Genomic DNA, 23,467 nt, shown 5'->3' with positions numbered 1-23,467 from the left:
AAGTCTATTTGACCAGAGACACCCTTTATTTGTTAGAAAAGAGAACGCGTTAATTGAATCAAGGTTGTTATTTGTAATCTTAGAAATCTTAATCACACTTTACTCAATCGCTAGCGGTCACAAACAAATCCTCTTTAACATACGCAAGAACCATTCCAGGAACTATCTTGTCTCCAATTGAGACCTCCAATGAAACAATTTCACCACTAATTCCTTGATGAATAACTTTTGTAAATCCATCTGTAGTTTTAATAAAGAATAAAGGCTCCCATTCATAAATTCTCGAGTCTTTCTGAATAGCAGTCCCTTCTACTGTTCCATGGTAGTCACTGACAATGACTCCATAATACATAAAACTCACTCCTTTTTTTGCACATTAAGAATGTTTAGATTTGCAACGAAGATAGTGATTCGCATTTGTCTTTAAGCTCGCCAATCATCAATCCTTCTTTAAAAATAATTCCTGGTATTATAACTCGCAAATGTGTTTTGATGGTAAAACCATGCTAAAGAAATTTTGGATTTCTAAAATATCCTCTTCAGCAATACCTAATTTAGGAGCCCAATAATGTTCAGAATAAAGATCTTCTAAACATAATAATGCCATTTTACTAGATTGAATGGATGTAACCATTGATTTTCCATAAAAGTGGCTTGAAAAGGCAATTGATAAATCATAACGATTGTTCTGCGTTAATAAACAATAATGGTGTACAAGCTGTCTTTCCGTTGATTCAGAAATAATATCAATCATTCTAGATCTCTCCTTTTGTTTTAGTATTTTACCCAACCTCTCAAGCGACAAGCTTCAGCGATTTTACGAATTCCTTCGATATAAGCTGCTATTTTCATGTTTACATTATATTTTTGTGATGTTTTATAAACCTTTAAAAAGCTATCTGTCATTTTTTCTTTTAATCTCTCATCTACAATACTCTCAGTCCAATAATAACCTTGCATATTTTGACACCATTCAAAATATGAAACAACAACTCCACCTGAGTTAGCTAAAATATCAGGAACGACTAAAATTTCTTTTTGATCAAGAATTTCTAGGGCTTCTTTAGTAGTCGGTCCATTTGCTGCTTCAACAACAATCTTGCATTTCAATTTATCCGCATTACGGTTGTTAATAACCCCACTTATTGCTGCTGGAATTAAGACATCACATTCTTTTTCTAATAACTCTTGATTTGAAATCGCATGTTTAAATAGGTTAGACACAACTCCAAATGAATCGCGATTGTCTAATAGATATGGAATGTCTAAACCTTTTGGATCATAAATTGCTCCGAGTACATCTGAAACTCCAACAACCTTAGCTCCAGCTTCATGTAAGTATTGTGCTAAGTAACTACCAACATTTCCAAATCCTTGAATAATAACCTTCATATTTTTAATCTCGATTTTCTGTATTTCACTAATTAACTCAAGAGCATAAAATACTCCTTTTGAAGTTGCCGTCTCACGACCTACTGACCCCCCTAAAGTTATAGGTTTACCAGTAATAAAGCTTGGTGAATCAAACTCTCTAATATGGTCATATTCATCTAGCATCCAAGCCATTACTTGTGCGTTTGTATACATATCAGGCGCTGGAATATCTTTAGTAGGTCCTACAATTTGGCTAACAGCTCTTACATAACCTCTACTTAATTTTTCTAGCTCATTCATACTTAATAGTCTTGGGTCACAAACAACCCCACCTTTTGCTCCCCCATAAGGTAAATCAGTAATACTACACTTTAAACTCATCCATCCAGCTAATGCTTTTACTTCCTCTGGTGTTACATCAGGATGAAATCTGATTCCACCTTTTGTAGGTCCTAGTGCATCGTTATGTTGAGCTCGATATCCTTGAAATACTTTTGTCTCACCATTATCCATTTGAACGGGAATACTAAATTCTAAAAATCGCATTGGTGTTTTAAGGAAATCAAATACTTGACTCGGGTAGTTCATTATTCCGATTGCTTCATTTAACGTTTCTCTAAACTCCTGGAGGGAATCATCTATTTCTACCTGTTCACTACTCGTTTCATTTTGTTCTACTCCGGTTAAATTTGAACTCATTTTCTACACCTCATTAGTTATTTTAAAAATTTAATAGCAATTCCTGTGCCAACTTGAATTCATATCATTATTTTGTGAAGTGATAAAATAGACAAAGGCTTATTAGAAAGGCAATTACAAGACTTTCATCTATTTTTTTGAAAGATCCTTTTTAGTGTTTTTGTCCTTCATTAGCCTAAATGGTCCTTTAGTGAAAATATGATTGAATGCATGAATTATTCAATTTTGCATTAATCATTATTCAAAATTGAATTACTCACTATCATGGAAAAGGGAAATGTGGACAAAAATTCCAAAGTAGATTCAAACATAAAGAGGCCACAAGGGGTAAATTTCCTTGTGACCTTTCTTCATTGTGGTTTACTACACAGCAGCTTCTTCTTCATATTTAGGAGGTGCGATTTGGAATGCTTTAGTTAGATAAATTAGATATAGTAATCCAACGACGAACCAAACTGTTCCCATTATTAGTGAGCTTTTTTCAATGTTAAACCATAGGATTGCTACAGATGCAGCTCCAATTAAAGGCAAAAGCAAGTAAGAAAAGAAGCCTTTGAATGATCTTTGCTTTCCTCTAATGAAAAAATGGTTAATGACTGATAAATTAACAAAAGTAAATGCCATTAATGCTCCGAAGTTAATTAATGAAGTGGCTGTTACCAGGTTGAAAAAGATTGCTGATAACGAAATCACCCCAACAAAAATTACGTTAAATGCTGGTGTTTTCCATTTTGGGTGAACAAATCCGAACCATTTATCTGGGAAAACTTTGTCACGCCCCATTACAAATAACAAACGTGAGACACTCGCATGTGACGCCAATGCAGAAGCAAGTGTATTAATAAAAGTAATGCATAAGAAAATTGATTGAAATAATTTACCGCCTACATAAAGTGCGATCTCTGGTGACGCAGCATCAGGATGCTTAAATCTAGATATATCTGGATAGTATAATTGAATGAAAAATGATGTAACCGTGAAGATTACGCCTCCCCAAAGAGCTGTGTAAAGGATTGCTTTAGGAATTGTTTTTGCAGGGTTTATTGCTTCTTCTGATAAAGTAGAAACAGCATCAAATCCTAAAAATGAGAAGCAAAGGATTGTTGCACCGGTTACTAATGTACCAAAATGCATTCCGGCATTAAAAAGTGGTTTAATACTGAATCCGCCGTATCCTTCTCCGTGATGTAATCCTTGAACAACTAGAATGATAAAGACAACCATAATCACAAGTTGGACTAATACAAAGAAGGTATTGAAGTTCGCCAGCATATTTATACTTCTTAAGTTTAAGAAAGTAACTAGTCCTACAAACCCAACTACCCATATCCAGGTTGGAACATTTGGAAAAAGTGCATTTAAGTAAATTTTCGTTAATAAAGCATTTACCATAGGTAGGAACAAGTAATCTAGTAATGATGACCAGCCAACTAGAAAACCTAAGTGACCACTAATCGCTTTTTGGGTGTATGTGTATGCAGACCCAGCTTCAGGAAATACTCTTACTAACTTGCCGTAGCTAACAGCTGTAAATAACATTCCTATTAGAGCTACTATATATGCAGTTGGTACGTGACCATTAGTTACATCAGATACAATTCCAAATGTGTCGAAAACAACCATAGGGGTCATATAGGCTAACCCCATCATAACTACTTGCCATAACTTTAAGGATCTTTTTAACTGTGTTTTATTTTCCACCTATCATATCCCCTTCGTTTTTTAGATTAAGCGCTTACACCAAAATTACTACTTCCTTATAATTCTTACTTTTCCGACAGAAACCTCCTTTTTTTGAATATTTAAATAAGTCTTTTTTAGAACTGCAAGTTTTATGCCAAAATATTAATTTTTTGTAAACGTTATAAAGAACAGCTACTATTGCTTTGAAATTATTATCATCAATTATAAAAAGAGACTCTATTCCACAGAAACAGAGTTAAATACTCATTTATGTATTATTCAATCTTGCATACATTATTCAAACCCTCATATTTATGAATGCCTATATTCAATGCAAATTCATGATTACCTCACTTAAAAAACTGGCATGAATTTAGTTATGTCTAAATTAAATAAAAGTATGGAGGTATTTAGAATGCAATATCATTTATCCCCTGAAATTAAACCAGAATTTTGTACATCAGGTACATTTATGCGTTTGCCTTCATCTCGTGAAAATATTAAGCTAGCAATCATTTGGATGCCATATCTTTAACCTTTAAACTCCATATGATCCTACTCAAATTACATCGCTATTAGCTGCAACAATTATTCATGCTTTTGCAAAATTAGTAGCATTGAAACAATCAACTACTTAATTATTTCTACAAAAACAAAAAAGGATAGAATTAAATGTCTATCCTTTCAATCTCAAGTAAAATATCTTGTTGTGGAAATTCTTTTCAGCCAATTACAACAGGGGTTTGCTTCCAAGTAATTCCTACTTCTTCTCCTGGAGAATATTTACTATCATTAATAAGTAATACAATTTCTTCTCCTTTATGAATATCTACCACAAGCTTTCGAACTGAGCCTGCAAATAAGACTTCTTTTACAGTTCCTTTAAAGTATGAATCCTCCATGGATAAAGTTAAATTTTCAGGTCGAATCGAAATATTTACATGCTCTTCAAGTTTAAAATTATCATTTTTATTAGCCCTAAATTTGTGTCCAAATAATTCTATAATGGCATCACTGCCTTGAATACTGGAAACTTTACCTTTTAGTAAATTAGTTTCCCCAATGAAATCAGCTATAAATACTGTTTTAGGATTATTATATATAGTTTCGGGTGTATCTAGTTGATCGATTTGGCCGTCTTTCATAACGGCAATTCGATCACTCATCGTTAAAGCTTCCTCTTGATCATGTGTAACATATATAAACGTCATACCTAATGATTTTTGCAAATGCTTTAATTCTAGTTGCATTTCTTTACGCAATTTTAAGTCCAATGCACCTAATGGTTCATCCAACAAGAGGACTGAGGGATTATTCACAATTGCCCTCGCAACAGCAATACGTTGTTGTTGTCCACCCGACATTTCCTTTGGCTTCCTATTTGCAAAGCTTTCCATTTGTACCATTTTTAATATTTTATTAACTCTTTCTAAACGCTCATTTTTTTTAATTTTTTTCATTCTCATTCCATATTCAATATTTTCATTAACAGTCATATGTGGAAATAATGCATAATTTTGAAAGACAGTATTAACATCGCGCTTATTTGGAGGAATGCTCGTTACATCTTTTTCATTTATGAAAACCTGGCCAAAATTTGGAGCTTCGAATCCTCCAATCATTCTTAACGTAGTCGTTTTTCCACATCCGCTTGGACCTAATAATGTTAAAAACTCACCTTTATAAACATCTAATGACAAATCTTTTACTATATGATTCGTACCATATGATTTATTAATATTTTTTAAACGAATGATTTTTTCCATTAAACTCGTCTTCCTTCCTCTTTAGTTAATGTAGTTGAAATAATAATAAATACAAGCGATGCAAAAAAGACCACTGTTGAAATAGCATTTACTTCTGGTGTAATTCCGTTCCTAGTCATCCCCCAAATTTGTAAAGGTAAAGTAGAAAAGACTCCATTTAGAAAGAATGTAACAGGTATTTCATCTAGTGATAAAGTGAATGCGAGCATGGCAGCTCCAATAAGAGAAGTAGAAATTGATGGTAAAATAATATAAAAGAATGTTTGGACTTTAGTGGCTCCAAGATCATATGAAGCTTGTTCTAGATTTTTGTCCAACCGTTTTAATCTTGAATAAACTTGAGTCATTATTACAGCTATCAAAAATGTTGTATGACCGATAATAACAGCAAACATAGATGGACGAATACCAATCTCTTGGAAAAAGTTTAATAACGCTACTCCAGTTAAAATACCTGGTAGCATTAACGGTAATAATACAACTCTTTCGAATAATTTTTTACCTGGAAAATTAAAACGATCTACTAAAAATGCTCCAGGTAATCCTAAACAAATTGCCAAAAATGTACTAACTAAGGCAACGGTTATTGAATTCTTTAGCGACTCAATAAGAGCTTCATTATTAGCCATAACTTGATACCATTTTAGTGAAAAGCCACTCATAGGAAAACTATTAACACTATCAGGGTTGAATGAGTAAATTGTCACAACAATTAGAGGTAAATAAAGAAAAAGTAGAACAAGCATTGCCATTATAAAAATTGCACTGTTTAAAAATGAAAATCTCTTTGTCATTTAGTTACCTCACTTCCTTTGAATCCATTGCAGAATATTTTTTTTCAGCTCGTCCAGTTAAATCTAGTACGATTAATACAAGAATAAATATGATTACACCAATAGCTGAGCCATAAGGCCAGTTATTTGATGTACCAAATTGCAACTGCACTAAATTTGCAATCATTGTATTACTATCAGGGCCACCCAATAATGAGGGTGCTAAAAAATCCCCCATCGATAAAACAAATGCAAATGTACCTCCTGCAATTACACCAGGTAGTGATAGAGGAAAAATAATTTTAAAAAATGATTGGAATCGATTTCCACCTAAATCCTTTGAAGCTTCAATTAAGTTTCTAGGTATTTGTTCAAGAATGGTATAGATCGGCATCAACACAAAAGGTGTATAAATATGTACCATTCCTATAATTACCGATATCTTACTGTATAAGAAAAATTCCAGTGGCTTATCAATAATATGTAAGTACATTAATAAAGAATTTAGGATTCCATTTGTACCCAAAATAATTTTCCATGAATACGCTCTAACAATATAACTAATCCAAAGTGGAATAATAACCAGCATATAAATAAAACGCTTATATTTCGTCACTCGAAAGTTAATATAGTAAGCTAAAGGATAGCTTAATAGAATTGTAAAAAATGTTACTGTTCCTGCTAAATAAAGAGTATCTAAAAGTATTGAAAAAGGCGCGCGTGCGCCTGTAGTTGCAGTAAAAAATTTAGTATAATTTGCAGTCGAAAATTCTTTAATAATATTGATAGGTCCTGCCTGCCAAAAACTATAAATAAACAAATTGATGTAAGGTAAGATAAGAAATAAAAATAACCAAATAATTGTTGGAATAAATGCAATTAAAACTAGTAATCTTAATCGTTTCTTTTTCTTTTTAAGTACAACCGCTACTTTTTCTTGAACTACTTCCATCTTCTGCCTCCCGATTTGCGTATTTCAAAAAAGGGTTACTTTGTAGTAACCCTCTTCTTACATTACTGAGTTTTAACTTCTGTCCAAATCTCGTTATAACGATTACGTTCCTTTACAGGTTGCCAGAAGTTTAGTTTCGAGAACATATCATCCATGTTGTTAACGTAAGTTTGTTCTATTAATGCTTTGTCCATAAATTGTGCTGCCTTTGGATTTGCAATTCCATAAGTTGTCACTTTAGCAACTTTTGCTTGGGCTTCAGGCGTAGTGATATAGTTTAAATATTTTTCGGCTAACTCTTTATGTTTTGATCCTTTTACAACCATAAGCCGGTCAATCCACCCAGTTGCTCCTTCACTCGGAATTGTCCATTTTAGATTTCGACCTTTTGCATTCACTTCGGCAATTGTCAGAGGCCATCCAACTGCCATAACAACTTCTTTATTGGCAAATAAATCGTTTAATTCACCTGCTGTCGCCCAATACTTTCGGATGTTTGGTTTCAGTTCTAATAATTTTTTCTTTGCATCTTGAAGCTGCTTTTCTGACATATTGTAAATAGTACTTTCATCACTTTTATCTAGACCCATAATTTGTCCAGTTAAATAAATATTTGAAATATCGTCCCAAACGGATACTTTCCCTTTATATTGAGGATCCCAGAATGTACTCCATGATTTTGGTTCTTCTTTAACCACGTCAGCATCATAAATTAAATAATCAGGTCCCCAAGTAAAAGGCACTCCATATGTTTTTCCATCTTTCAATACATCCTTTAGTGAACGTAAACGCTCATTTAAATTACTGTAATTTTCAATTTTACTTGTATCTATATCTTCGACTAGACCTGAATCTACTAAAATAGATGCTACATCAGATGAAGGAGAAATAATATCGTATGTATCACCACCACCTGACTTTAATTTTGCTAATAATTCGTCACTAGAGCCAAAGTATGTAGCATTAATTTTCACATCATATTTTTCTTCAAATCCTTTTGTAAATTCTGGATCTGCATAGCCTTCCCAAGTTAATAAATTTAGTGTTTTTGCACCTTTTTCATTACTACCTGTTGTTTGGCTATCCTTTCCACATGCTGTGATCATCAATGATGATGCAACAACTCCCATTAATAAAGTAGCAAGCTTACGTCTTTTAAACATACAGTGCCTCCCTAATATTTGTTTATAAAATTAGGCGCGTTAGAATTAAGACTATTACGCCATAATTTTTGAATATTCAATAAATTAAAATTGCAAGTTTTATGCCAATTATTATAAATTGATTAAAATGAAGCACTGAGCCGCTCTTACTCCATATTCTTCGGATATCACTGATAAAAAGACTATTTTTAACTCTATCGCTGCTTACTTTTCAGATGATTAATTATTCAATTTTGCATATGTTATTCAAATCTTCATAAACTTAAATCCTCTATACTACTTAATCCCATCTATTTGCCACATTTTTGTACTGGCATGGAATTTGCATTGTTGAATTTATGAAATATTTTTTATAGCACGTTGCATTAATTAATTCACTATTTTCTAGAATTGGTGGATTACTGACTTTATCTATAATAAAACTTGTAGTTAAACCTTTTGGACTAACTACAAGTTTTATTATAAGAATATTCTGTTAATTAAACTTTTGATTCGGAGGAGATGATTTATGAGTAAACAAGGTACTGATTCAGATGCTTTACAATCTTTTAACTACAAACAGGAATTACAGCGATCATTAAAATTTTTCAGTTCATTTGCAGTTGCGTTCTCGTTTATCTCAATTACAACTGGTATTTTTAGCTCTTATAGTCTTGCTTTAGGAGCAGCCGGACCCGCTGGAATTTGGACATGGCCATTTGTCATGGTGGGACATTTACTTGTAGCATTAATATTTGCAGACTTATCGAGCAAAATTCCTTTAAGTGGCTATGTATACCAATGGGTTAGCCGTTTAACGAATCGGGGATTTGGTTGGTTTACAGGTTGGGCAGCTTTATGTTACTTAATTATTGTTGTACCTACTGTTGATTATGGTGTAGCACCAATTTTTCTTGATTTAATTGGTATTAAGAGTACTACTACAGTTCTTACAACCGTCGTGATCATTACAATCGTTATACAAGCATTATTAAATATTTACGGAGTAAGGATTGCTACAATCATTAATAATTCAGCTGTTTATACAGAAGTAATCGGATTTATAGGCATTATTATTATTTTAAGTTTTGTCTTATTTTTCAAAGGAGCAGATTTTTCATTATTAACTTACACTGCTCACAAGGTTGGCTCAAATGGAAGCTATTTAACAGCATTTGTACTATCAGTCGTAATGGGCTCTTATACATTAGTAGGCTTTGAAGCTGCGGCAAATTTAGCAGAAGAAACAGTGGATGCTAATAAAACCGTACCTAAGGCCATCGTTTACTCAATGTTACTTGCAGGTGTAATTGGATTTGTTTTCTTAATCATTGTTACTTCGGGAATAAAAGATATTAATAGTATCATGACATCTGCTTCCCCTATTTCTGATATTTTACAATCACGTTTGGGCACTGCAGTTGCTGATTTCTTCCTTGCATTAGTTATTGTGTCAATTTTTGCTTGCGGATTAATCATTATGGCTTCTGCTTCTCGACTTATTTATGCTCTTTCAAGAGACAATGTGTTTTTCGCTTCAAATGTGTTTAAAAAGGTAGATAAAAAACATAATGTACCGTACAATGCGATTATTTTAGTTTCCGCATTAGGTATAATTGCTGTATTTTATTTTGGGAAACTATCTTTATTAATAGGTACTTCTGCGGCACTTCCAGCCATAATTTACTTAATTACTGTAATCGCATACGCTACTAAAATTAAGACCTTACCAGATACAGATGGTTTTAAGTTAGGAAAATGGCGACTACCTGTTACGATTCTTGCAATTATTTGGTTAGTATTTGAAGTTGGCATTTTAACACTTCCAAAAGATTTCTTACCAACTACTAAGGTTATACTTTATTTATTTCTTGCTGGAATTGTTATTTATTGGGCTGTATTCAGATCTAGAATACAAGAAGGTAAAATTGGTATTAATTTAGAGAAGGATTTAGATGCGTAAAAGAAAAAATAAAGCCGATGCTCCTTATATGGGAGATCGGCTTTTTATTACTTAACAATATTAGATTAGTAATCTAGCTTTAATGTTATAAAAATAACGTACATATTCATTTACAAATATGTACGTTATTTCTTATATCTTTAATTAATCAAGTTGTTCCCCATTAGATTGAATAACATTTTGGTACCAGTAAAATGATTTTTTCTTTTTGCGCTCTAAAATTCCGCTTCCATCATCTTGTTTGTCTACATAAATAAAGCCGTATCGTTTAGACATTTCACCTGTAGACGCACTTACTAAGTCAATGCATTCCCATGGAGTGTAACCAATCAGTTCGACACCATCCTCGATTGCTTCACCGATTGCCTCAATATGACTAAGTAGGTAATCAATACGGTAATCATCGTTAATCGAACCATCTTCTTCGATTTGATCGTATGCTCCAAGACCATTTTCTACGATGAATAGTGGTTTTTGGTAGTGGTCATATAATTGATTTAATCCAATGCGAAGACCAGTTGGATCGATTTCCCATCCCCAGTCACTTTCTTTTAAAAATGGATTTTTAACGCCACCTACTAAATTACCTTGGCTATTTTCTTCGTTCGTTTTATGTTTTTCTCAGTGCGTGACATGTAGTAGCTTAGCGAAATGAAATCAACTTTACCTTCCTTAATGATTTCTAAATCACCATCTTGAATATCTAAATTGATATCATTTTCTTTCCAGAAGCGTTTTGCAAATGCTGGATATGCTCCCCTAACTTGAACATCACCACAGTAGTTATTCCAAAGGCGAGATTCTTGTAGTTTTTAAACAGTAGCTTTTAACTTAGAACTTCTTCGATCTATATCAGATTTAAAATATAAAGGGTACCGAATTTTCAGAAAAAAATAGAGATGCTAATTCTAATAAGAATTACATCCCTAAACAATTACTATTCAATTAAAAACGATCTCTTTTTATCAATTAAAAATATGTCTTTCTCGCTCACTTCTCCAAATCACACTCATTGAGCTGAACAATTTTCGTTCTTTTTATTAGTTTATATCCAATCCATAAAACAAGGAATAATGGCAAACCTATATATGAAACAAGTACACCGTTCCAGTCAATTGCTTTGCCCATAAATGCTGAATAGTTTTGTCCAAGAATAACGACCCCACATAGTACGAAAGCAAATATTGGTCCGAATGGGAACCATTTTGCTTTATACGGTAGGTCATTTAAATCCTTCCCTTGTGCTACGTAGGCTTTACGGAATCGATAATGACAAATTGCTATACCAAGCCAAGCAATAAAACCAGACATACCTGAAGCATTCAGTAACCAAACATAAACAACTCCATCACCGAATAGTGAAGCTAAAAATGCTAATGTACCGACTGCCGCTGTAAGGATTAATGCATTAACAGGTACACCCCTTTTATTTAATCTACCTAATGCTTTTGGAGCTTTCCCTTGACGAGCCATATCCCACAGCATTCGAGCTGAGGCATACATTCCTGAGTTTCCAGCTGATAAAACCGCCGTTAAGATTACTGCATTCATTACAGACGCTGCAAATGCAATGCCAGCCTTATCAAAAACTAGCGTAAATGGACTAACAGCTACATCTCCACTTGCTAGATTATGATTTGTATAGGGTATTAGTAGACCTATTACAAATACAGATAATACGTAAAATAATAAAATACGCCAAAATATTTGGCGAGCCGCACGAGGAATATTTCGCTCTGGCTCCTCGCTCTCCCCAGCTGCTACCCCTAATAACTCGGTCCCTTGGAAAGAAAATCCAGCTGCCATAAAGATTCCAAGTGTCGCCATGAATCCTCCATGAAAAGGAGCATCACCAACTGTAAAGTTTTTAAATCCTACTGCTTCTCCACCAATAATGCCAAAAATCATTAAAAATCCCGAAATTAAAAAAATAATTACAGTAACAACTTTTATAATAGAAAACCAGTATTCAGATTCCCCAAACCCTTTAACAGACAGATAGTTTAACAGAAAGATAATAACTAAAAATAATGAACTCCATAAGAGTGAGGAAGTATGTGGTAACCAGAATTTCATAACCATTGTAACTGCAGCTAATTCAGCTGCTATCGTAATTGCCCAGTTATACCAGTAATTCCAACCAAGTGCAAAACCAAGTGCAGGATCAACGAATTTTGTTGCGTATGTACTAAAAGATCCGGCAACTGGCATATATGTAGCCATCTCAGCAAGGCTTGTCATTAAAAAGTACACCATTATTCCAATCGCGATATATGCCGAAAGAACACCACCTGGTCCAGCATTATGGATTGCACCTCCACTTGCCAAAAATAGACCTGTTCCAATTGTTCCTCCTAGTGAAATCATTGTAATATGACGGGGTTTTAATCCACGCTTTAACTCATGAGGTATAGAAGGAATATGATTCTCAGAATCAATGACTGTAATTGTGTTTACCGTATTTTTCATTAAAATACTCCTTTTCAGTCGTTTTTTGGATTCGATAATTTTCTGCTTTTTTCAAATGTCCATTGGATGTTTAGGAAGGGAAGTTTGAACATTAGAGAAAATGAGAAGCGAATAGTCGCTTCTCATTTCTTATTTGGAAAAGTCAAAATAATTCCTTTTTAATAATCTTTGTTGCTCGATCAACTCATTATATGAAGTTGTTTTACCAAGCTGCTTTGTGTTAATTAAGTATAATTGCTCCTCAATTGCACCAACAGTATCATCTGTTTGATATGTTATTTTACAATCTAAGCAAATGATACATGGTGTTTCTTTAATCTCAATTGCCTTCGTACCATCAGGAAGTTCCCAGTAGACCGTATTTGTTGATTCAACTATATTAGCTGATTCACACCACTGACATTTCATCATTCAGTGTCTCCTTGCGCACTTCCTACTAGCTTTTCACTAACTTGGATTTTTGTAAGCTGTGCTTGGAATTTCTTTTCTTTTAATTCGTCGCGTTTATCACGCTTATCTTTCAAAGAAGCATGCTCTGGGTTTGTTGCATATGTTTTACGAACTTCCATACGTTGTAAACCTTCTGGTACGAGATTGAATTTTGTTTCATTCATTAATCCCGCGATTCCTGCATTGGAACGTTTTTCATCCATATTAGGATAAATTTCTTTAAAGTATGCTTCTGCTCTACCTGGTACGTAATTTTGTGGTTCCGGATAAGTAGTAATTACACCTTCAAAATTACGAAGAACAACTTTATCAGCACTTTGAGAAATTAAGTAATTTGGTTGAAGAGAAATTTTTCCTCCGCCACCCGGTGCGTCTACTACAAATGTTGGTACTGCATATCCAGAAGTATGGCCGCGCAATCCTTCCATAATTTCTAAACCTTTTGAAACAGGTGCACGGAAGTGTCCAATACCTTCTGATAAATCACATTGGTAAATATAATACGGGCGAACACGAATTTTAACTAAATCATGCATTAGCTTTTTCATAATTGGTACACTGTCGTTAATTCCAGCCAAGATTACAGCTTGGTTTCCTAACGGTACACCAGCATTTGCAAGCATTTCGCAAGCTCGTTTCGACTCCTCTGTAATTTCAATTGAAGTATTAAAGTGAGTATTTAACCAAACTGGATGATATTTTTTTAAGATATTACAAAGATTTTCAGTAATACGTTGTGGGAATACTACAGGTGCCCTTGTACCAATACGGATAATTTCCACATGTGGAATTTCACGTAAATTTTTTAAAATATACTCTAAAATATTATCGTTAATTAAAAGACCGTCTCCACCTGAAATAAGTACATCACGCACTTGAGGATTTTTGCTAATGTAATTAATAGCAGCATCAAGCTGTTTCTTTGGCACTCCCATTCCAATTTGTCCTGAGAAGCGACGTCTAGTACAGTAACGACAGTACATTGAGCATTGATTTGTTACTAAAAATAGGACACGATCTGGATAACGATGTGTTAAACCTGGAACAGGAGAATCTTCATCCTCATGAAGAGGGTCCTCTAAATCATACTTAGTTTTATGAATCTCCGCAGAGATCGGAACTGATTGCATACGAACTGGACAACGTGGGTCATCCGGATTCATTAACGATGCATAATATGGGGTAATGTTTAGTGGAATTGTTTTTGTCGCAATTCGTACCCCATCTTCTTCGTCAGGCGTGAGGTTAATTATTTGCTTTAACTCATCCAATGATTTGATGGTATTTGTAAGTTGCCAAACCCAATCATTCCATTGTTCCTCTGTTACATCTTTCCATAATTCAACTTCTTTCCAATGTCTTTTTGGAGCATAGACTGCATTTACCATACTTACATCCCCTTTCAAACTGTTTGTTTTAATATATAGCAAGAGCCGTGCCAAAAATTTACAATTATTTAATAAATACGCCACAAATATAGAAAATTCAAACTATTCAGCCTGTTTTTTTATTTTTTAAAGTTAAAATCTTAAGTTGGGATCTTCCCAAGATGAATCAAAAATAATAAAACCGCCTAAAATTAGGCGGCTTGGCTATTGAATGAAGTGCTAAAACTAGATTTTTTTAAAGATTAAAAAGTAGTTTATACTACAATATTTAACTTTTGAATCTTATATTGAAGAGTTTGCCTAGGTATTTCAAGCAGCGCTGCAGCTTGTTGAATATTAGAATTCGTTTGTAGCAATGCTTGTTTAATAAGTGAAATTTCCATTTCCTGCATCGCGGTACGTAAAGGCTGAACTCCTTTTGTTTCAGTACTTTTCTTAATATGTTGTAGTTGAATCGGTAGATGTTTAACCGTAAGAGTATGCCCTTCTACCATAATCATAGCATGCTCAATCGTATGCTTTAGTTCTCGGACATTACCAGGCCAATTATATTGGTGGAATAACTCAAATACAGTATGTTCTACATTTCGAATATTCTTTGAGAAACGTTCATTAAATTGCTCAACAAAATGAGACGTGAGTAGCTCGATATCATAATTCCTCTCTCTTAACGGTGGTATGAACAAAGAAAACACATTTAAACGATAATATAAATCCGGTCGCATGATACCGTTCTGAACGCAATCTAAAGGTGATTCATTAATGGCAGCGATTACCCTTACATTAACTTTACGAGTCTTTGAATCACCTATCCGGCGAACAACTCCATCCTCTAGTACTCTTAATAGCTTGGCTTGAAGCTCTAATGGCATTGAGTTTAGTTCATCTAAAAACAAGCTTCCACCATCTGCAAGTTCAAATAACCCTGCTCGATCTATCGCTCCCGTATAACTACCCTTTGTCGTACCAAACAGTATACTTTCCAATAATGATTCTGGTAAAGCAGCACAGTTTTGTGCAATAAAAGGGCCTTCACTTCTATTTGAACAATGGTGAATTGACTGTACGAAAAGTTCTTTTCCAGTTCCAGTTTCACCAACTACCAGTACTGCAGAGTCTGCATTTGCGACCTTTTCTACTTGATTTTTAACGGCTATTAATGCAGGGTCATCCGTTAATATATCTGAGATCGTATATGAGTGAATTTGTTTAGCTTTTCCTTTTTTCACTTGCGGTTTAATTCTCGCTTGTAAGTCTAAAACCTTCTCACCAAGCGTTTTAATTGTAGAATAATCCTTTGCAATTTCAACCGCACCGATCAATTGATCATCCAAAATAATTGGAATTGTCGTGTTAACTGTATCAATAAAATGGCCTTTAATATTTTCATAGCGTTGAGGCTGTTGAATAATCGCTTGCTTTGTTTCTAGTACTTTCAATAAGGTACTTGTTTCTTTCGTTAAAGAAGGGAAAGCTTCTAGTACATGCTTTCCCAGAACCTCTTCAACTGAAACACCGTCATGGTCAGCCGCAACTTGATTATAAAATATAGTCATTCCATTTTTGTCGACTGCGTGTATTGATTCATCGATACTATTTAATATGGCACTAATCATTTCATTAGTTGGAATTGTTGCGTTCATTTCATAACCATCCTTTCACTGCCGAAAACTTGGCAATTCGACGCTCATTTTTCGGCAGTTTGACATTAAAAGACTACTTTTGAAAGATCCTTCACCCATACATTCATATCTTCTAATTTATCAAAGATATAGCAGTTGTTTGTCATTCTTCCAGTATACTGATACCCTAATTGATGAAAGGCTGCATTCATTCCATATGATAATGATCGCGCGATCGTATAAGAGCAATAAACTGATTGGCTTACTAAATCCTGTTCCAACTTCTTCATTAGCTCCTTCATCAATCCATGCTTACGATGCTCTTCAAGTGTTGCACAATTTGTTAGCTCGGCATTTCTTTGACTGAAGTCCACTTCAGCAGATGCTGCACTTACAATATTTCCATCTTTCTCATAAATCCAATAAATCGTCCCTTCATCCATCGTCTTTTCAACATAAGCCGATTCATTTAAAGGTGTAGGATATACCTTAAAAACTTGACCATATAATTTAGCAAGTTTAGTTGAGTCATTTTTTTCTGCTCTTCGTAAAACATAATCGTCAGGAATTACTTTTTCTTTTGACCTGTCACTCTTTAAAACAGCATCTAAAATGTCATCTCCAGCGGCCCAATAAAGACTATTTCTTCTATCCTGGCTAGCATATTTCGTGACAAAAAAGCCATCACTACCTTGAAAATAGCCTTTCAGTGCAGATTCAATCATATATCCTGATTGTAGGAAGGAATATAAATGTTCACTTCTTGCTTTAATAATAAACTTAGTAAATTTGTATTCTTTTGCTAGTTTTTCTATTCTCTCAATTAGTAGTGATACATTCCCTAAGTAAAAATCAACTCGAATTCGCTCATTAAAATAATCTAAAGCACCTTCAAAATAATAGTTTTCCTGTTGAACTTTAATTGTTTCATAATACTTTTTCGTTTTCATATGCTCCCTCACCTTCATGTTGTTGGCCCTCAACTCCACACCAGTCAATTAATGTACAGGCAATAATTTCTGCAGCTAAAAACATTTGATCTAAATCAATAAATTCATCTGGATAGTGAGCTACTTTTGTCTCCCCTGGACCAAAAACAATCATTGGAATGTTTAAAATTTGTGTAAATAATCCTCCATCAGTTCCCCATGGTGCAGCTTCAACTACTGGGTTTTGTTTCATTGTTTCAAGATAGTTTCGTTGCAAAGTTTGCACTAATTCACTGTCAGCTTCAACGGTACCAGGAACCCATCTTGCTCCAAACCACTCTACTTCTACAGGATTTTCTACGAACCAATCATCAAGATTTTTAATATTATCGATCCAATTCTCAAATTCTATTTTCGCATCTTCTAATCTTTCATTTGGCGCTACTCCGAATCTTCCTTCTAAAGTCACTAGATCAGATACAGAAGATGGCCATGTCCCACCATGAATTGTTCCAATATTAATTGGAATCGGAATCGGTACTCCATCATATAACGGATCAGCTATTCGTTCATTTCGTAATTGCTCAAGTTTTTGGATTTGTTGAATGATGAGTACGCTTTTTTCGATAGCGCTTACACCTTCGTAACGAGTACCTCCATGTGCGACCTTACCTTTTACCTTAAGACGGAACCACATTGATCCTTGTTGCTTAATGAAAAACTTCATATTTGTTGGTTCAGGGATAATAACACCATCAGCTGTATATCCTCGCAAAATTGTAGCAAGTGTACCAGCACCACCACTCTCTTCTTCGATTACACTTTGAAAATAAACATTACCTTTTAGCGTAATTCCACTTCCTTTTATTGCTTCGATTGCTAAAATTAACGCAACATTTCCGCCCTTCATGTCAGTTGCCCCACGCCCATAAAGCTTGTTATCTACAACGTTTGCACCGTATGGAGGGTAAGTCCATTGTTGAATATTTCCTTCTGGAACAACGTCTATATGTCCATTTAAGATCATGGACTTTCCTCCACTCGTTCCCTTAAGCGTAGCGACAATATTAGGACTACCAGTAAAACTGTCTCTTGTTGAAATAAAATAAGGATGCTCTTTCATTTCTTTTAGATCTGGATCCCATACGTCTAAATCCAATTCAAGCTCTCTCAGTTTTTCAAGGACAATTGCTTGTGCTTTACTCTCATTACCTGACACACTATTTTCCATTACTAGCTGTTTAAGGAGTTCAATTGTTTTATCTTTATGTTCGCTTATATAATCTTGAATAACTTTTTTGTAATGACTCATCCTCTTCACCCTTTTCTATATAAACATTTTTAAATCCGTACTAATTTCTAGTTTCGCACCAGTCTTTTCGATTACATCCTCTACAGTATATGGACTCATTAGTTCTTTAAGCACTAAAGTATCATCGACTACTTCAATGACAGCCATTTCCGTTATGATTAAATCAACACAGGATTTAGAAGTTAATGGTAAACTACATTCTTTCACAATTTTTGGATTCCCAGCTTTATCGGTATGATTCATAACGACTATTACTCTTTTAGCTTTTTGAGCTAAATCCATCGCCCCACCTATTCCTGGTACACGCTTTCCAGGTACAATCCAGTTTGCTAAATCTCCTTTTTCACTAACTTGCAATGCCCCTAGTACTGTTAAATCTAGTAAACCTCTTCGTATAATGCCAAAAGCAGTAGCACTATCAAAATAGCTAGCACCTTTTAAAACAGTGATTGGGAAACCACCTGCATTACATAAATTTTCATCTTCTTTCCCTTTTTCGGGACTCGGTCCAATTCCCATAACGCCATTTTCCGCATGGAACATAACATGTACATCTTCCGGTAAGTAATCAGGAACAATGGATGGAATTCCAATCCCTAAATTTACGATCATTCCGTTTTTTATTTCCTTAGCAGCTCGCATTGCAATTTTTTGACGAAAGTCTATTCCCATGCCCATTTCCAGTTCACTCCTTCTGATGAAATTATGTAATCAACAAACACACCTGGAGTTACGATTTCCTCAGGATTCAACGAGCCAAGTGGAACAATTTCTTCCGCTTCTACAATCGTAATATCTCCTGCCATAGCCATATGAGGATTCATATTCCTTGCACTCTTGTCAAAAATCAAATTTCCAAATGGATCAGCTTTCTTTGCAAAAATAATACTGACTTCTGCTTTAAGAGCTTCTTCAACTAGAAATTGTTTACCTTTAACAGATACTTTCTCTTTACCGTTTTCTGCCATACTATCAAGACCTACATCTACTAAAACTCCTCCAAGCCCCATTCCTCCAGCTCGTATACGCTCTGCTAACGTACCTTGCGGAGAAAATTCTACTTTGAGCTTACCTTCCGTCATTAATTTTCCTGCAAACGGATTTGATCCTATATGGGATGTCACAATTGACTTAACCCTTTCATTCCTTACCATCCTTCCGATACCAATGTCCGGAAATCCAGTATCATTACAAATAAAATGAAGATCCTTAACCCCACTATCAAATAATGCTTGAAGTAAAGTTGGCGGTGAACCGACTCCTCCAAATCCTCCAACCATTAGTGTCATGTCGTCATGAAAAAATTGAAGAATTTGTTCCATTGTTGCTATTTTTTTATAAGTATTTTCAACTAAATTCATACGATTTCCTCCGTAGCTGAATAAGTTAAATGGGATTGTTCCATTTCTAATTCTTTTAAACCATCTGTAAGAATTTGAAGCAATTCATCCAGCTCTCCATAAGTAATCGTTAAAGGTGGTGCAATCATGAAAGCTGAATCTTCTTTTCCGTTTTTTCCAGCAACTGAAGGGTATAACAGTAAACCCTTACTCATTACTCTTTGAATAAAGGAACTTGATTTTATATCATGAATAAATTCAATGCCGATTAACAAACCTTTTCCTCTAACATCTCCTATGAATGGAAATTTCTCCTTTAATCCTTGGAGCCTATTCAATAGATAATTACCTTTTTCTTCTGCGGCTTGTACTAAATTATGCTTCTCAACATATTCAATAACGGCCAATGAAACAGCAGCTGATAGTGGGTTGGCACTAAAAGTATGTCCACTCATTACAAGCCTTGAACCTTGCATAATCGGTTCAATAACTCGATCGCTAGCAATTGTTGCAGCCATTGGTGTATAGCCAGATGTTAATCCTTTTCCAAGCGTAACGATATCAGGCTGAACACCCCAATGCTCCATTGCAAACATTTTTCCAGTACGCCCAAGGCCAGTCATAACCTCGTCTGCAATCAGTAAAATATCGTACTTATCACAAATAGCTTTAATTCTTTGGTAATAACCTTTAGATGGTACAATCGCACCACCTGCAGCACCGATAATTGGTTCAGCAATAAATGCTGCAATATGTTCAGGGCCAATTCGATCAATGGCTGTTTCTAATTCAGATGCACACGCCAAATCACAAGATGGATGTTCTAAGTTGAAAGGACAACGATAACAATAAGGTGGTGAAACTGAAGGGTAATCCTCCAAGATTGGTACAAAACGTTGACGTCTTAAAGGGTGACCTGACATAGAAAGTGCTCCAATTGTTATGCCATGGTAGCTCATCCAGCGTGAGAGAATTTTATTTTTCCCCTTCATTCCCTTTTCTTGGTAATGCTGTATCGCCAGTTTCATAGCAGTTTCTGTTGCTTCAGTACCACTATTAACAAAGAACGTCCAATTTAAATCACCTTGAGTGATATCACTCAGCTTCTTTGCTAGCTTTTCAGCAGGTTCACTAGTAAACTGTGAACGGTAAACAAAAGATACTTGTTTTGCTTGTTCAGTCATAACATCAATGATTTCCTCAACACCATGACCAATTCCTACAGTAATTGCACCAGATGAACCATCAATGTACCTTTTACCATCTTTATCAAATAGGTACACACCCTTTCCATGAGAAATCATAGGGTAATGCTGGCCAAGTAATGGTTTAATTAAATAATCTCTTTCCATTTTTCATCCCCACCCTTCCTTATATAAAACGAAAAAAGCCACACTACTAAATATTGGAAATTTAAATAGAGGGTATTTTTAGTATTCTTGCTTTCTGAGATACTTCCTTTTTATTTTTTACACTTAATCTCTGTAATCAAAAATTAATTAACTGTTTTTACTTCTTAACAAAAGATTTGTACAGATAGTTGCCCGCCCCAATTGATAGCCATATACATATCTATATAAAGAAAACTCGTCGACTGAAGAACCTTTTAGATGAAGTCAGAGGCGTAGTTGTACTTATACTTAACCCTTAAAATTGGCAACCACGTCGAGTTAGATTCCTTGCAGCCAATTTATAATTTTTAACGTGAAAAAAATAGGGATCACAATCAGTTGGCGGTGAAGATTAAAAATGGATTTATCGGAGATAGTTAGAGCTGAGATAGATAGTCTAATAGATAAAATAAAATTAGATCAGAGTGATGATGGATCATGGAGATATTGTTTCGAAAGCGGTCCTATGACAGATGCCTATATGATTATTATTTTAAGAACGATTGAATGTCATGATGAGGAACTAATTAAGAAGCTGGTAAATCGTTTATTAATAAAGCAAGACGCCAGTGGGGCCTGGAAGCTTTTTGATGACGATTCAGGAAATTTATCGGTAACTGTAGAAGCTTACACTGCATTGCTGTTCTCTGGTTATATAGAAATTACTGATGATATAATGAAGAAAGCAGAAGCGTTCATTCGTCAAAATGGGGGATTAGAAAGTGTACACGTCTCCACAAAATTTATGCTTGCTTTACATGAATTGTACCCATGGCCCAGGGTTTTTCCAGTCCCTCTCCTTTTAATGAATTTACCAAAGTTTTTTCCTTTTTCCTTCTTTAAATTTAGTTCTTATGTTCGATTCCACTTTGCCCCACTTTTAATATTAGGACATAAAAAATTTACGATTAAAAATAAATGGACGCCTACAATACAACATTTGTTTACAAACAATAAATTTAGCAAAAAGCGGAAATTCCCAAATTTTAAAATACCTTTCACAAAATCTTTATCCAAAATGGCTATTAAGAAGGCAGAGAAATATATTCTTCAAAATATTGAAAGGGATGGAACATTATCTAGTTATGCCAGCGCTACTTTTATTGGAGTTTATGCACTTCTTTCATTAGGCTATCAGGTTACTTCTCCCGTAATTCAAAATGCTGTTTTAGGTATAAAGTCTTTCCTATTTGAATTGGAAGATTCCCTTCATATCCAAAATTCCCCTTCGACAATATGGGATACAGCACTTACTAGTTACGCATTACAGGAAGCAGGTGTGCCAATAAATGATAAAGCGATCGAGTCTGCTTCTAACTACTTAGTCTCTCTCCAACATACACTAGTCGGGAAAGACCATCAGATTTGTTTAGGTGGATGGGGATTTTCGGACAGCAATACTCAAAATCCGGATGTAGATGATACCCAAGCAGTCTTAAGAGCAACAACTGATTTCTCTTTAATAGATGACGATTATCGAAAATCTTGGAACGCTGGAGTGAAATGGTTATTTGATATGCAAAATAAGGACGGCGGATGGGCCTCATTTGAAAAAAACAGTAGCAAATACTTAAAACTCATTTTCCCTATCCAAAACTTTGTTGATACTGCAATTGATCCATCTACAGCAGATTTGACCGGTCGAACAATCGAATTTCTAGGATCCAAATTAAAGTTAACTATGGTTCATCCAAGAATTGAAGATGGGGTTAATTGGTTAATCCATCATCAACACGAAGATGGTTCCTGGTATGGTCGTTGGGGAATTTCATATATTTATGGAACATGGGCCGCTATTACTGGTATGAAATCGGTCGGAATCCCTTCAAGTCACACTAGCATTCAAAAGGCTAATAACTGGCTACTCAATATAAAAAACGAAGATGGTGGCTGGGGTGAGTCTTGTAGAAGCGACATAGAAAGAAAGTATATCCCTCTTTCTTATTCGACAATTGTTCATACATCGTGGGTTGTGGATACGCTCATTTCCATCAACGATTATCCTACTAGTGAAATTGATGATGGAATAGTAAACATTTTAAACTGGTTAAAGGTCCATGATAAGCGAATGACCTATCCAACAGGTGGTGGATTACCAGGTCATTTTTATATAAATTACCATAGCTATCGTTATATTTGGCCTTTATTGACTTTAAGTCATTATCTAAAAAAATATGAGACAAGTGACTAATTTGCGATTTCTAGTTAAACGCC

19 protein-coding genes and 2 pseudogenes are annotated in these 23,467 nt (G+C 34.7%); 3 read left to right on the top strand and 18 right to left on the bottom strand.

Going from position 1 to position 23,467, the window contains the following annotated elements:
• Positions 1-103: 103 nt before the first annotated feature.
• The 4 genes from ACFVRR_RS16345 to ACFVRR_RS16330 form a co-directional block, all read right to left on the bottom strand.
• The gene (locus ACFVRR_RS16345) at positions 104-352 is read right to left on the bottom strand and encodes a biotin/lipoyl attachment domain-containing protein (RefSeq protein WP_387330608.1); all 249 of its coding nucleotides are present in this window, start codon (positions 350-352) and stop codon (positions 104-106) included.
• 117 nt (positions 353-469) lie between these two features.
• Complete coding sequence (locus ACFVRR_RS16340) at positions 470-754, bottom strand: SAV0927 family protein (RefSeq protein ID WP_097973124.1); 285 nt, start codon at positions 752-754, stop codon at positions 470-472.
• 20 nt (positions 755-774) lie between these two features.
• Positions 775-2,073, bottom strand: coding sequence for a Glu/Leu/Phe/Val family dehydrogenase (locus ACFVRR_RS16335; RefSeq protein WP_387330604.1), 1,299 nt, complete (start codon positions 2,071-2,073; stop codon positions 775-777).
• 363 nt (positions 2,074-2,436) lie between these two features.
• On the bottom strand, positions 2,437-3,774 hold the full coding sequence (locus ACFVRR_RS16330; RefSeq protein ID WP_387330601.1) for an APC family permease: 1,338 nt from the start codon (positions 3,772-3,774) through the stop codon (positions 2,437-2,439).
• A gap of 397 nt (positions 3,775-4,171) precedes the next feature.
• On the opposite strand from ACFVRR_RS16330, the pseudogene ACFVRR_RS16325 reads away from it, so the two are divergent.
• Positions 4,172-4,285: pseudogene (locus ACFVRR_RS16325) on the top strand (agmatinase); the annotation flags it as partial.
• 193 nt (positions 4,286-4,478) lie between these two features.
• Here the strand turns inward: ACFVRR_RS16325 and ACFVRR_RS16320 are convergent.
• The 4 genes from ACFVRR_RS16320 to ACFVRR_RS16305 all read right to left on the bottom strand — a co-directional run bounded on the left by ACFVRR_RS16320 (position 4,479) and on the right by ACFVRR_RS16305 (position 8,410).
• Positions 4,479-5,522, bottom strand: coding sequence for an ABC transporter ATP-binding protein (locus ACFVRR_RS16320; RefSeq protein WP_387330598.1), 1,044 nt, complete (start codon positions 5,520-5,522; stop codon positions 4,479-4,481).
• Positions 5,522-6,316, bottom strand: coding sequence for an ABC transporter permease (locus ACFVRR_RS16315; RefSeq protein ID WP_387330595.1), 795 nt, complete (start codon positions 6,314-6,316; stop codon positions 5,522-5,524). The genes ACFVRR_RS16320 and ACFVRR_RS16315 overlap by 1 nt, the downstream gene beginning before the upstream one ends.
• Positions 6,317-6,320: 4 nt before the next feature.
• Positions 6,321-7,247: an ABC transporter permease gene (locus ACFVRR_RS16310; RefSeq protein ID WP_387330592.1), complete on the bottom strand. Its 927-nt coding sequence runs from the start codon at positions 7,245-7,247 to the stop codon at positions 6,321-6,323.
• Positions 7,248-7,309: 62 nt separating this feature from the next.
• A complete protein-coding gene (locus ACFVRR_RS16305; protein WP_387330589.1) occupies positions 7,310-8,410 on the bottom strand; it encodes an ABC transporter substrate-binding protein in 1,101 nt (366 codons plus the stop codon).
• A 508-nt stretch (positions 8,411-8,918) separates the two neighbouring features.
• Between ACFVRR_RS16305 and ACFVRR_RS16300 the strand changes: the two genes are divergently transcribed.
• Positions 8,919-10,352, top strand: coding sequence for an APC family permease (locus ACFVRR_RS16300; protein ID WP_387330586.1), 1,434 nt, complete (start codon positions 8,919-8,921; stop codon positions 10,350-10,352).
• A gap of 144 nt (positions 10,353-10,496) precedes the next feature.
• Here ACFVRR_RS16300 and ACFVRR_RS16295 read toward each other — a convergent pair.
• The 10 genes and pseudogenes from ACFVRR_RS16295 to ACFVRR_RS16250 form a co-directional block, all read right to left on the bottom strand.
• Positions 10,497-11,161: pseudogene (locus ACFVRR_RS16295) on the bottom strand (family 1 glycosylhydrolase); the annotation flags it as partial.
• A gap of 181 nt (positions 11,162-11,342) precedes the next feature.
• A complete protein-coding gene (locus ACFVRR_RS16290; protein WP_387330583.1) occupies positions 11,343-12,821 on the bottom strand; it encodes an amino acid permease in 1,479 nt (492 codons plus the stop codon).
• 129 nt (positions 12,822-12,950) lie between these two features.
• Positions 12,951-13,229, bottom strand: coding sequence for a YokU family protein (locus ACFVRR_RS16285; RefSeq protein WP_387330705.1), 279 nt, complete (start codon positions 13,227-13,229; stop codon positions 12,951-12,953).
• On the bottom strand, positions 13,229-14,659 hold the full coding sequence (gene kamA / locus ACFVRR_RS16280; protein WP_387330580.1) for a lysine 2,3-aminomutase: 1,431 nt from the start codon (positions 14,657-14,659) through the stop codon (positions 13,229-13,231). Before kamA ends, ACFVRR_RS16285 begins: the two co-directional genes overlap by 1 nt.
• Before the next feature lie 254 nt (positions 14,660-14,913).
• On the bottom strand, positions 14,914-16,302 hold the full coding sequence (locus tag ACFVRR_RS16275; RefSeq protein ID WP_387330577.1) for a sigma-54 interaction domain-containing protein: 1,389 nt from the start codon (positions 16,300-16,302) through the stop codon (positions 14,914-14,916).
• A 65-nt stretch (positions 16,303-16,367) separates the two neighbouring features.
• Positions 16,368-17,231 carry a putative beta-lysine N-acetyltransferase gene (ablB, locus tag ACFVRR_RS16270; RefSeq protein WP_098566122.1) on the bottom strand — a complete coding sequence of 288 codons (864 nt, stop codon included), beginning with the start codon at positions 17,229-17,231 and terminating at the stop codon, positions 16,368-16,370.
• Positions 17,209-18,522: a peptidase gene (locus tag ACFVRR_RS16265; protein WP_387330575.1), complete on the bottom strand. Its 1,314-nt coding sequence runs from the start codon at positions 18,520-18,522 to the stop codon at positions 17,209-17,211. The genes ablB and ACFVRR_RS16265 overlap by 23 nt, the downstream gene beginning before the upstream one ends.
• Positions 18,523-18,537: 15 nt before the next feature.
• Positions 18,538-19,200 (bottom strand): 3-oxoacid CoA-transferase subunit B, encoded by a 663-nt coding sequence (locus tag ACFVRR_RS16260; RefSeq protein WP_387330572.1) that lies wholly within the window; start codon positions 19,198-19,200, stop codon positions 18,538-18,540.
• Positions 19,185-19,883, bottom strand: a complete 699-nt coding sequence (locus ACFVRR_RS16255) for a CoA transferase subunit A (protein ID WP_387330570.1) — start codon at positions 19,881-19,883, stop codon at positions 19,185-19,187. The genes ACFVRR_RS16260 and ACFVRR_RS16255 overlap by 16 nt, the downstream gene beginning before the upstream one ends.
• Positions 19,880-21,214, bottom strand: coding sequence for an aspartate aminotransferase family protein (locus ACFVRR_RS16250; RefSeq protein ID WP_387330567.1), 1,335 nt, complete (start codon positions 21,212-21,214; stop codon positions 19,880-19,882). Before ACFVRR_RS16250 ends, ACFVRR_RS16255 begins: the two co-directional genes overlap by 4 nt.
• A gap of 397 nt (positions 21,215-21,611) precedes the next feature.
• On the opposite strand from ACFVRR_RS16250, the gene ACFVRR_RS16245 reads away from it, so the two are divergent.
• Positions 21,612-23,444 carry a terpene cyclase/mutase family protein gene (locus tag ACFVRR_RS16245; RefSeq protein WP_387330565.1) on the top strand — a complete coding sequence of 611 codons (1,833 nt, stop codon included), beginning with the start codon at positions 21,612-21,614 and terminating at the stop codon, positions 23,442-23,444.
• Positions 23,445-23,467 lie beyond the last annotated feature (23 nt).

This window comes from Gottfriedia sp. NPDC057948 (genome assembly GCF_042887255.1).
Lineage (GTDB): Bacteria > Bacillota > Bacilli > Bacillales > Bacillaceae_G > Gottfriedia.
Note: the sequence above shows the minus strand (reverse complement) of the source record. Positions and strands in the feature narration are given on the sequence as shown.

Coding starts and splice junctions, on each gene's coding strand:
- ACFVRR_RS16345 (WP_387330608.1), bottom strand. CDS start 352: ATGTATTATGGAGTCATTGTCAGTGACTACCATGGAACAGTAGAAGGG.
- ACFVRR_RS16340 (WP_097973124.1), bottom strand. CDS start 754: ATGATTGATATTATTTCTGAATCAACGGAAAGACAGCTTGTACACCAT.
- ACFVRR_RS16335 (WP_387330604.1), bottom strand. CDS start 2,073: ATGAGTTCAAATTTAACCGGAGTAGAACAAAATGAAACGAGTAGTGAA.
- ACFVRR_RS16320 (WP_387330598.1), bottom strand. CDS start 5,522: ATGGAAAAAATCATTCGTTTAAAAAATATTAATAAATCATATGGTACG.
- ACFVRR_RS16315 (WP_387330595.1), bottom strand. CDS start 6,316: ATGACAAAGAGATTTTCATTTTTAAACAGTGCAATTTTTATAATGGCA.
- ACFVRR_RS16310 (WP_387330592.1), bottom strand. CDS start 7,247: ATGGAAGTAGTTCAAGAAAAAGTAGCGGTTGTACTTAAAAAGAAAAAG.
- ACFVRR_RS16305 (WP_387330589.1), bottom strand. CDS start 8,410: ATGTTTAAAAGACGTAAGCTTGCTACTTTATTAATGGGAGTTGTTGCA.
- ACFVRR_RS16300 (WP_387330586.1), top strand. CDS start 8,919: ATGAGTAAACAAGGTACTGATTCAGATGCTTTACAATCTTTTAACTAC.
- ACFVRR_RS16290 (WP_387330583.1), bottom strand. CDS start 12,821: ATGAAAAATACGGTAAACACAATTACAGTCATTGATTCTGAGAATCAT.
- ACFVRR_RS16285 (WP_387330705.1), bottom strand. CDS start 13,229: ATGAAATGTCAGTGGTGTGAATCAGCTAATATAGTTGAATCAACAAAT.
- kamA (WP_387330580.1), bottom strand. CDS start 14,659: ATGGTAAATGCAGTCTATGCTCCAAAAAGACATTGGAAAGAAGTTGAA.
- ACFVRR_RS16275 (WP_387330577.1), bottom strand. CDS start 16,302: ATGAACGCAACAATTCCAACTAATGAAATGATTAGTGCCATATTAAAT.
- ablB (WP_098566122.1), bottom strand. CDS start 17,231: ATGAAAACGAAAAAGTATTATGAAACAATTAAAGTTCAACAGGAAAAC.
- ACFVRR_RS16265 (WP_387330575.1), bottom strand. CDS start 18,522: ATGAGTCATTACAAAAAAGTTATTCAAGATTATATAAGCGAACATAAA.
- ACFVRR_RS16260 (WP_387330572.1), bottom strand. CDS start 19,200: ATGGGCATGGGAATAGACTTTCGTCAAAAAATTGCAATGCGAGCTGCT.
- ACFVRR_RS16255 (WP_387330570.1), bottom strand. CDS start 19,883: ATGAATTTAGTTGAAAATACTTATAAAAAAATAGCAACAATGGAACAA.
- ACFVRR_RS16250 (WP_387330567.1), bottom strand. CDS start 21,214: ATGGAAAGAGATTATTTAATTAAACCATTACTTGGCCAGCATTACCCT.
- ACFVRR_RS16245 (WP_387330565.1), top strand. CDS start 21,612: ATGGATTTATCGGAGATAGTTAGAGCTGAGATAGATAGTCTAATAGAT.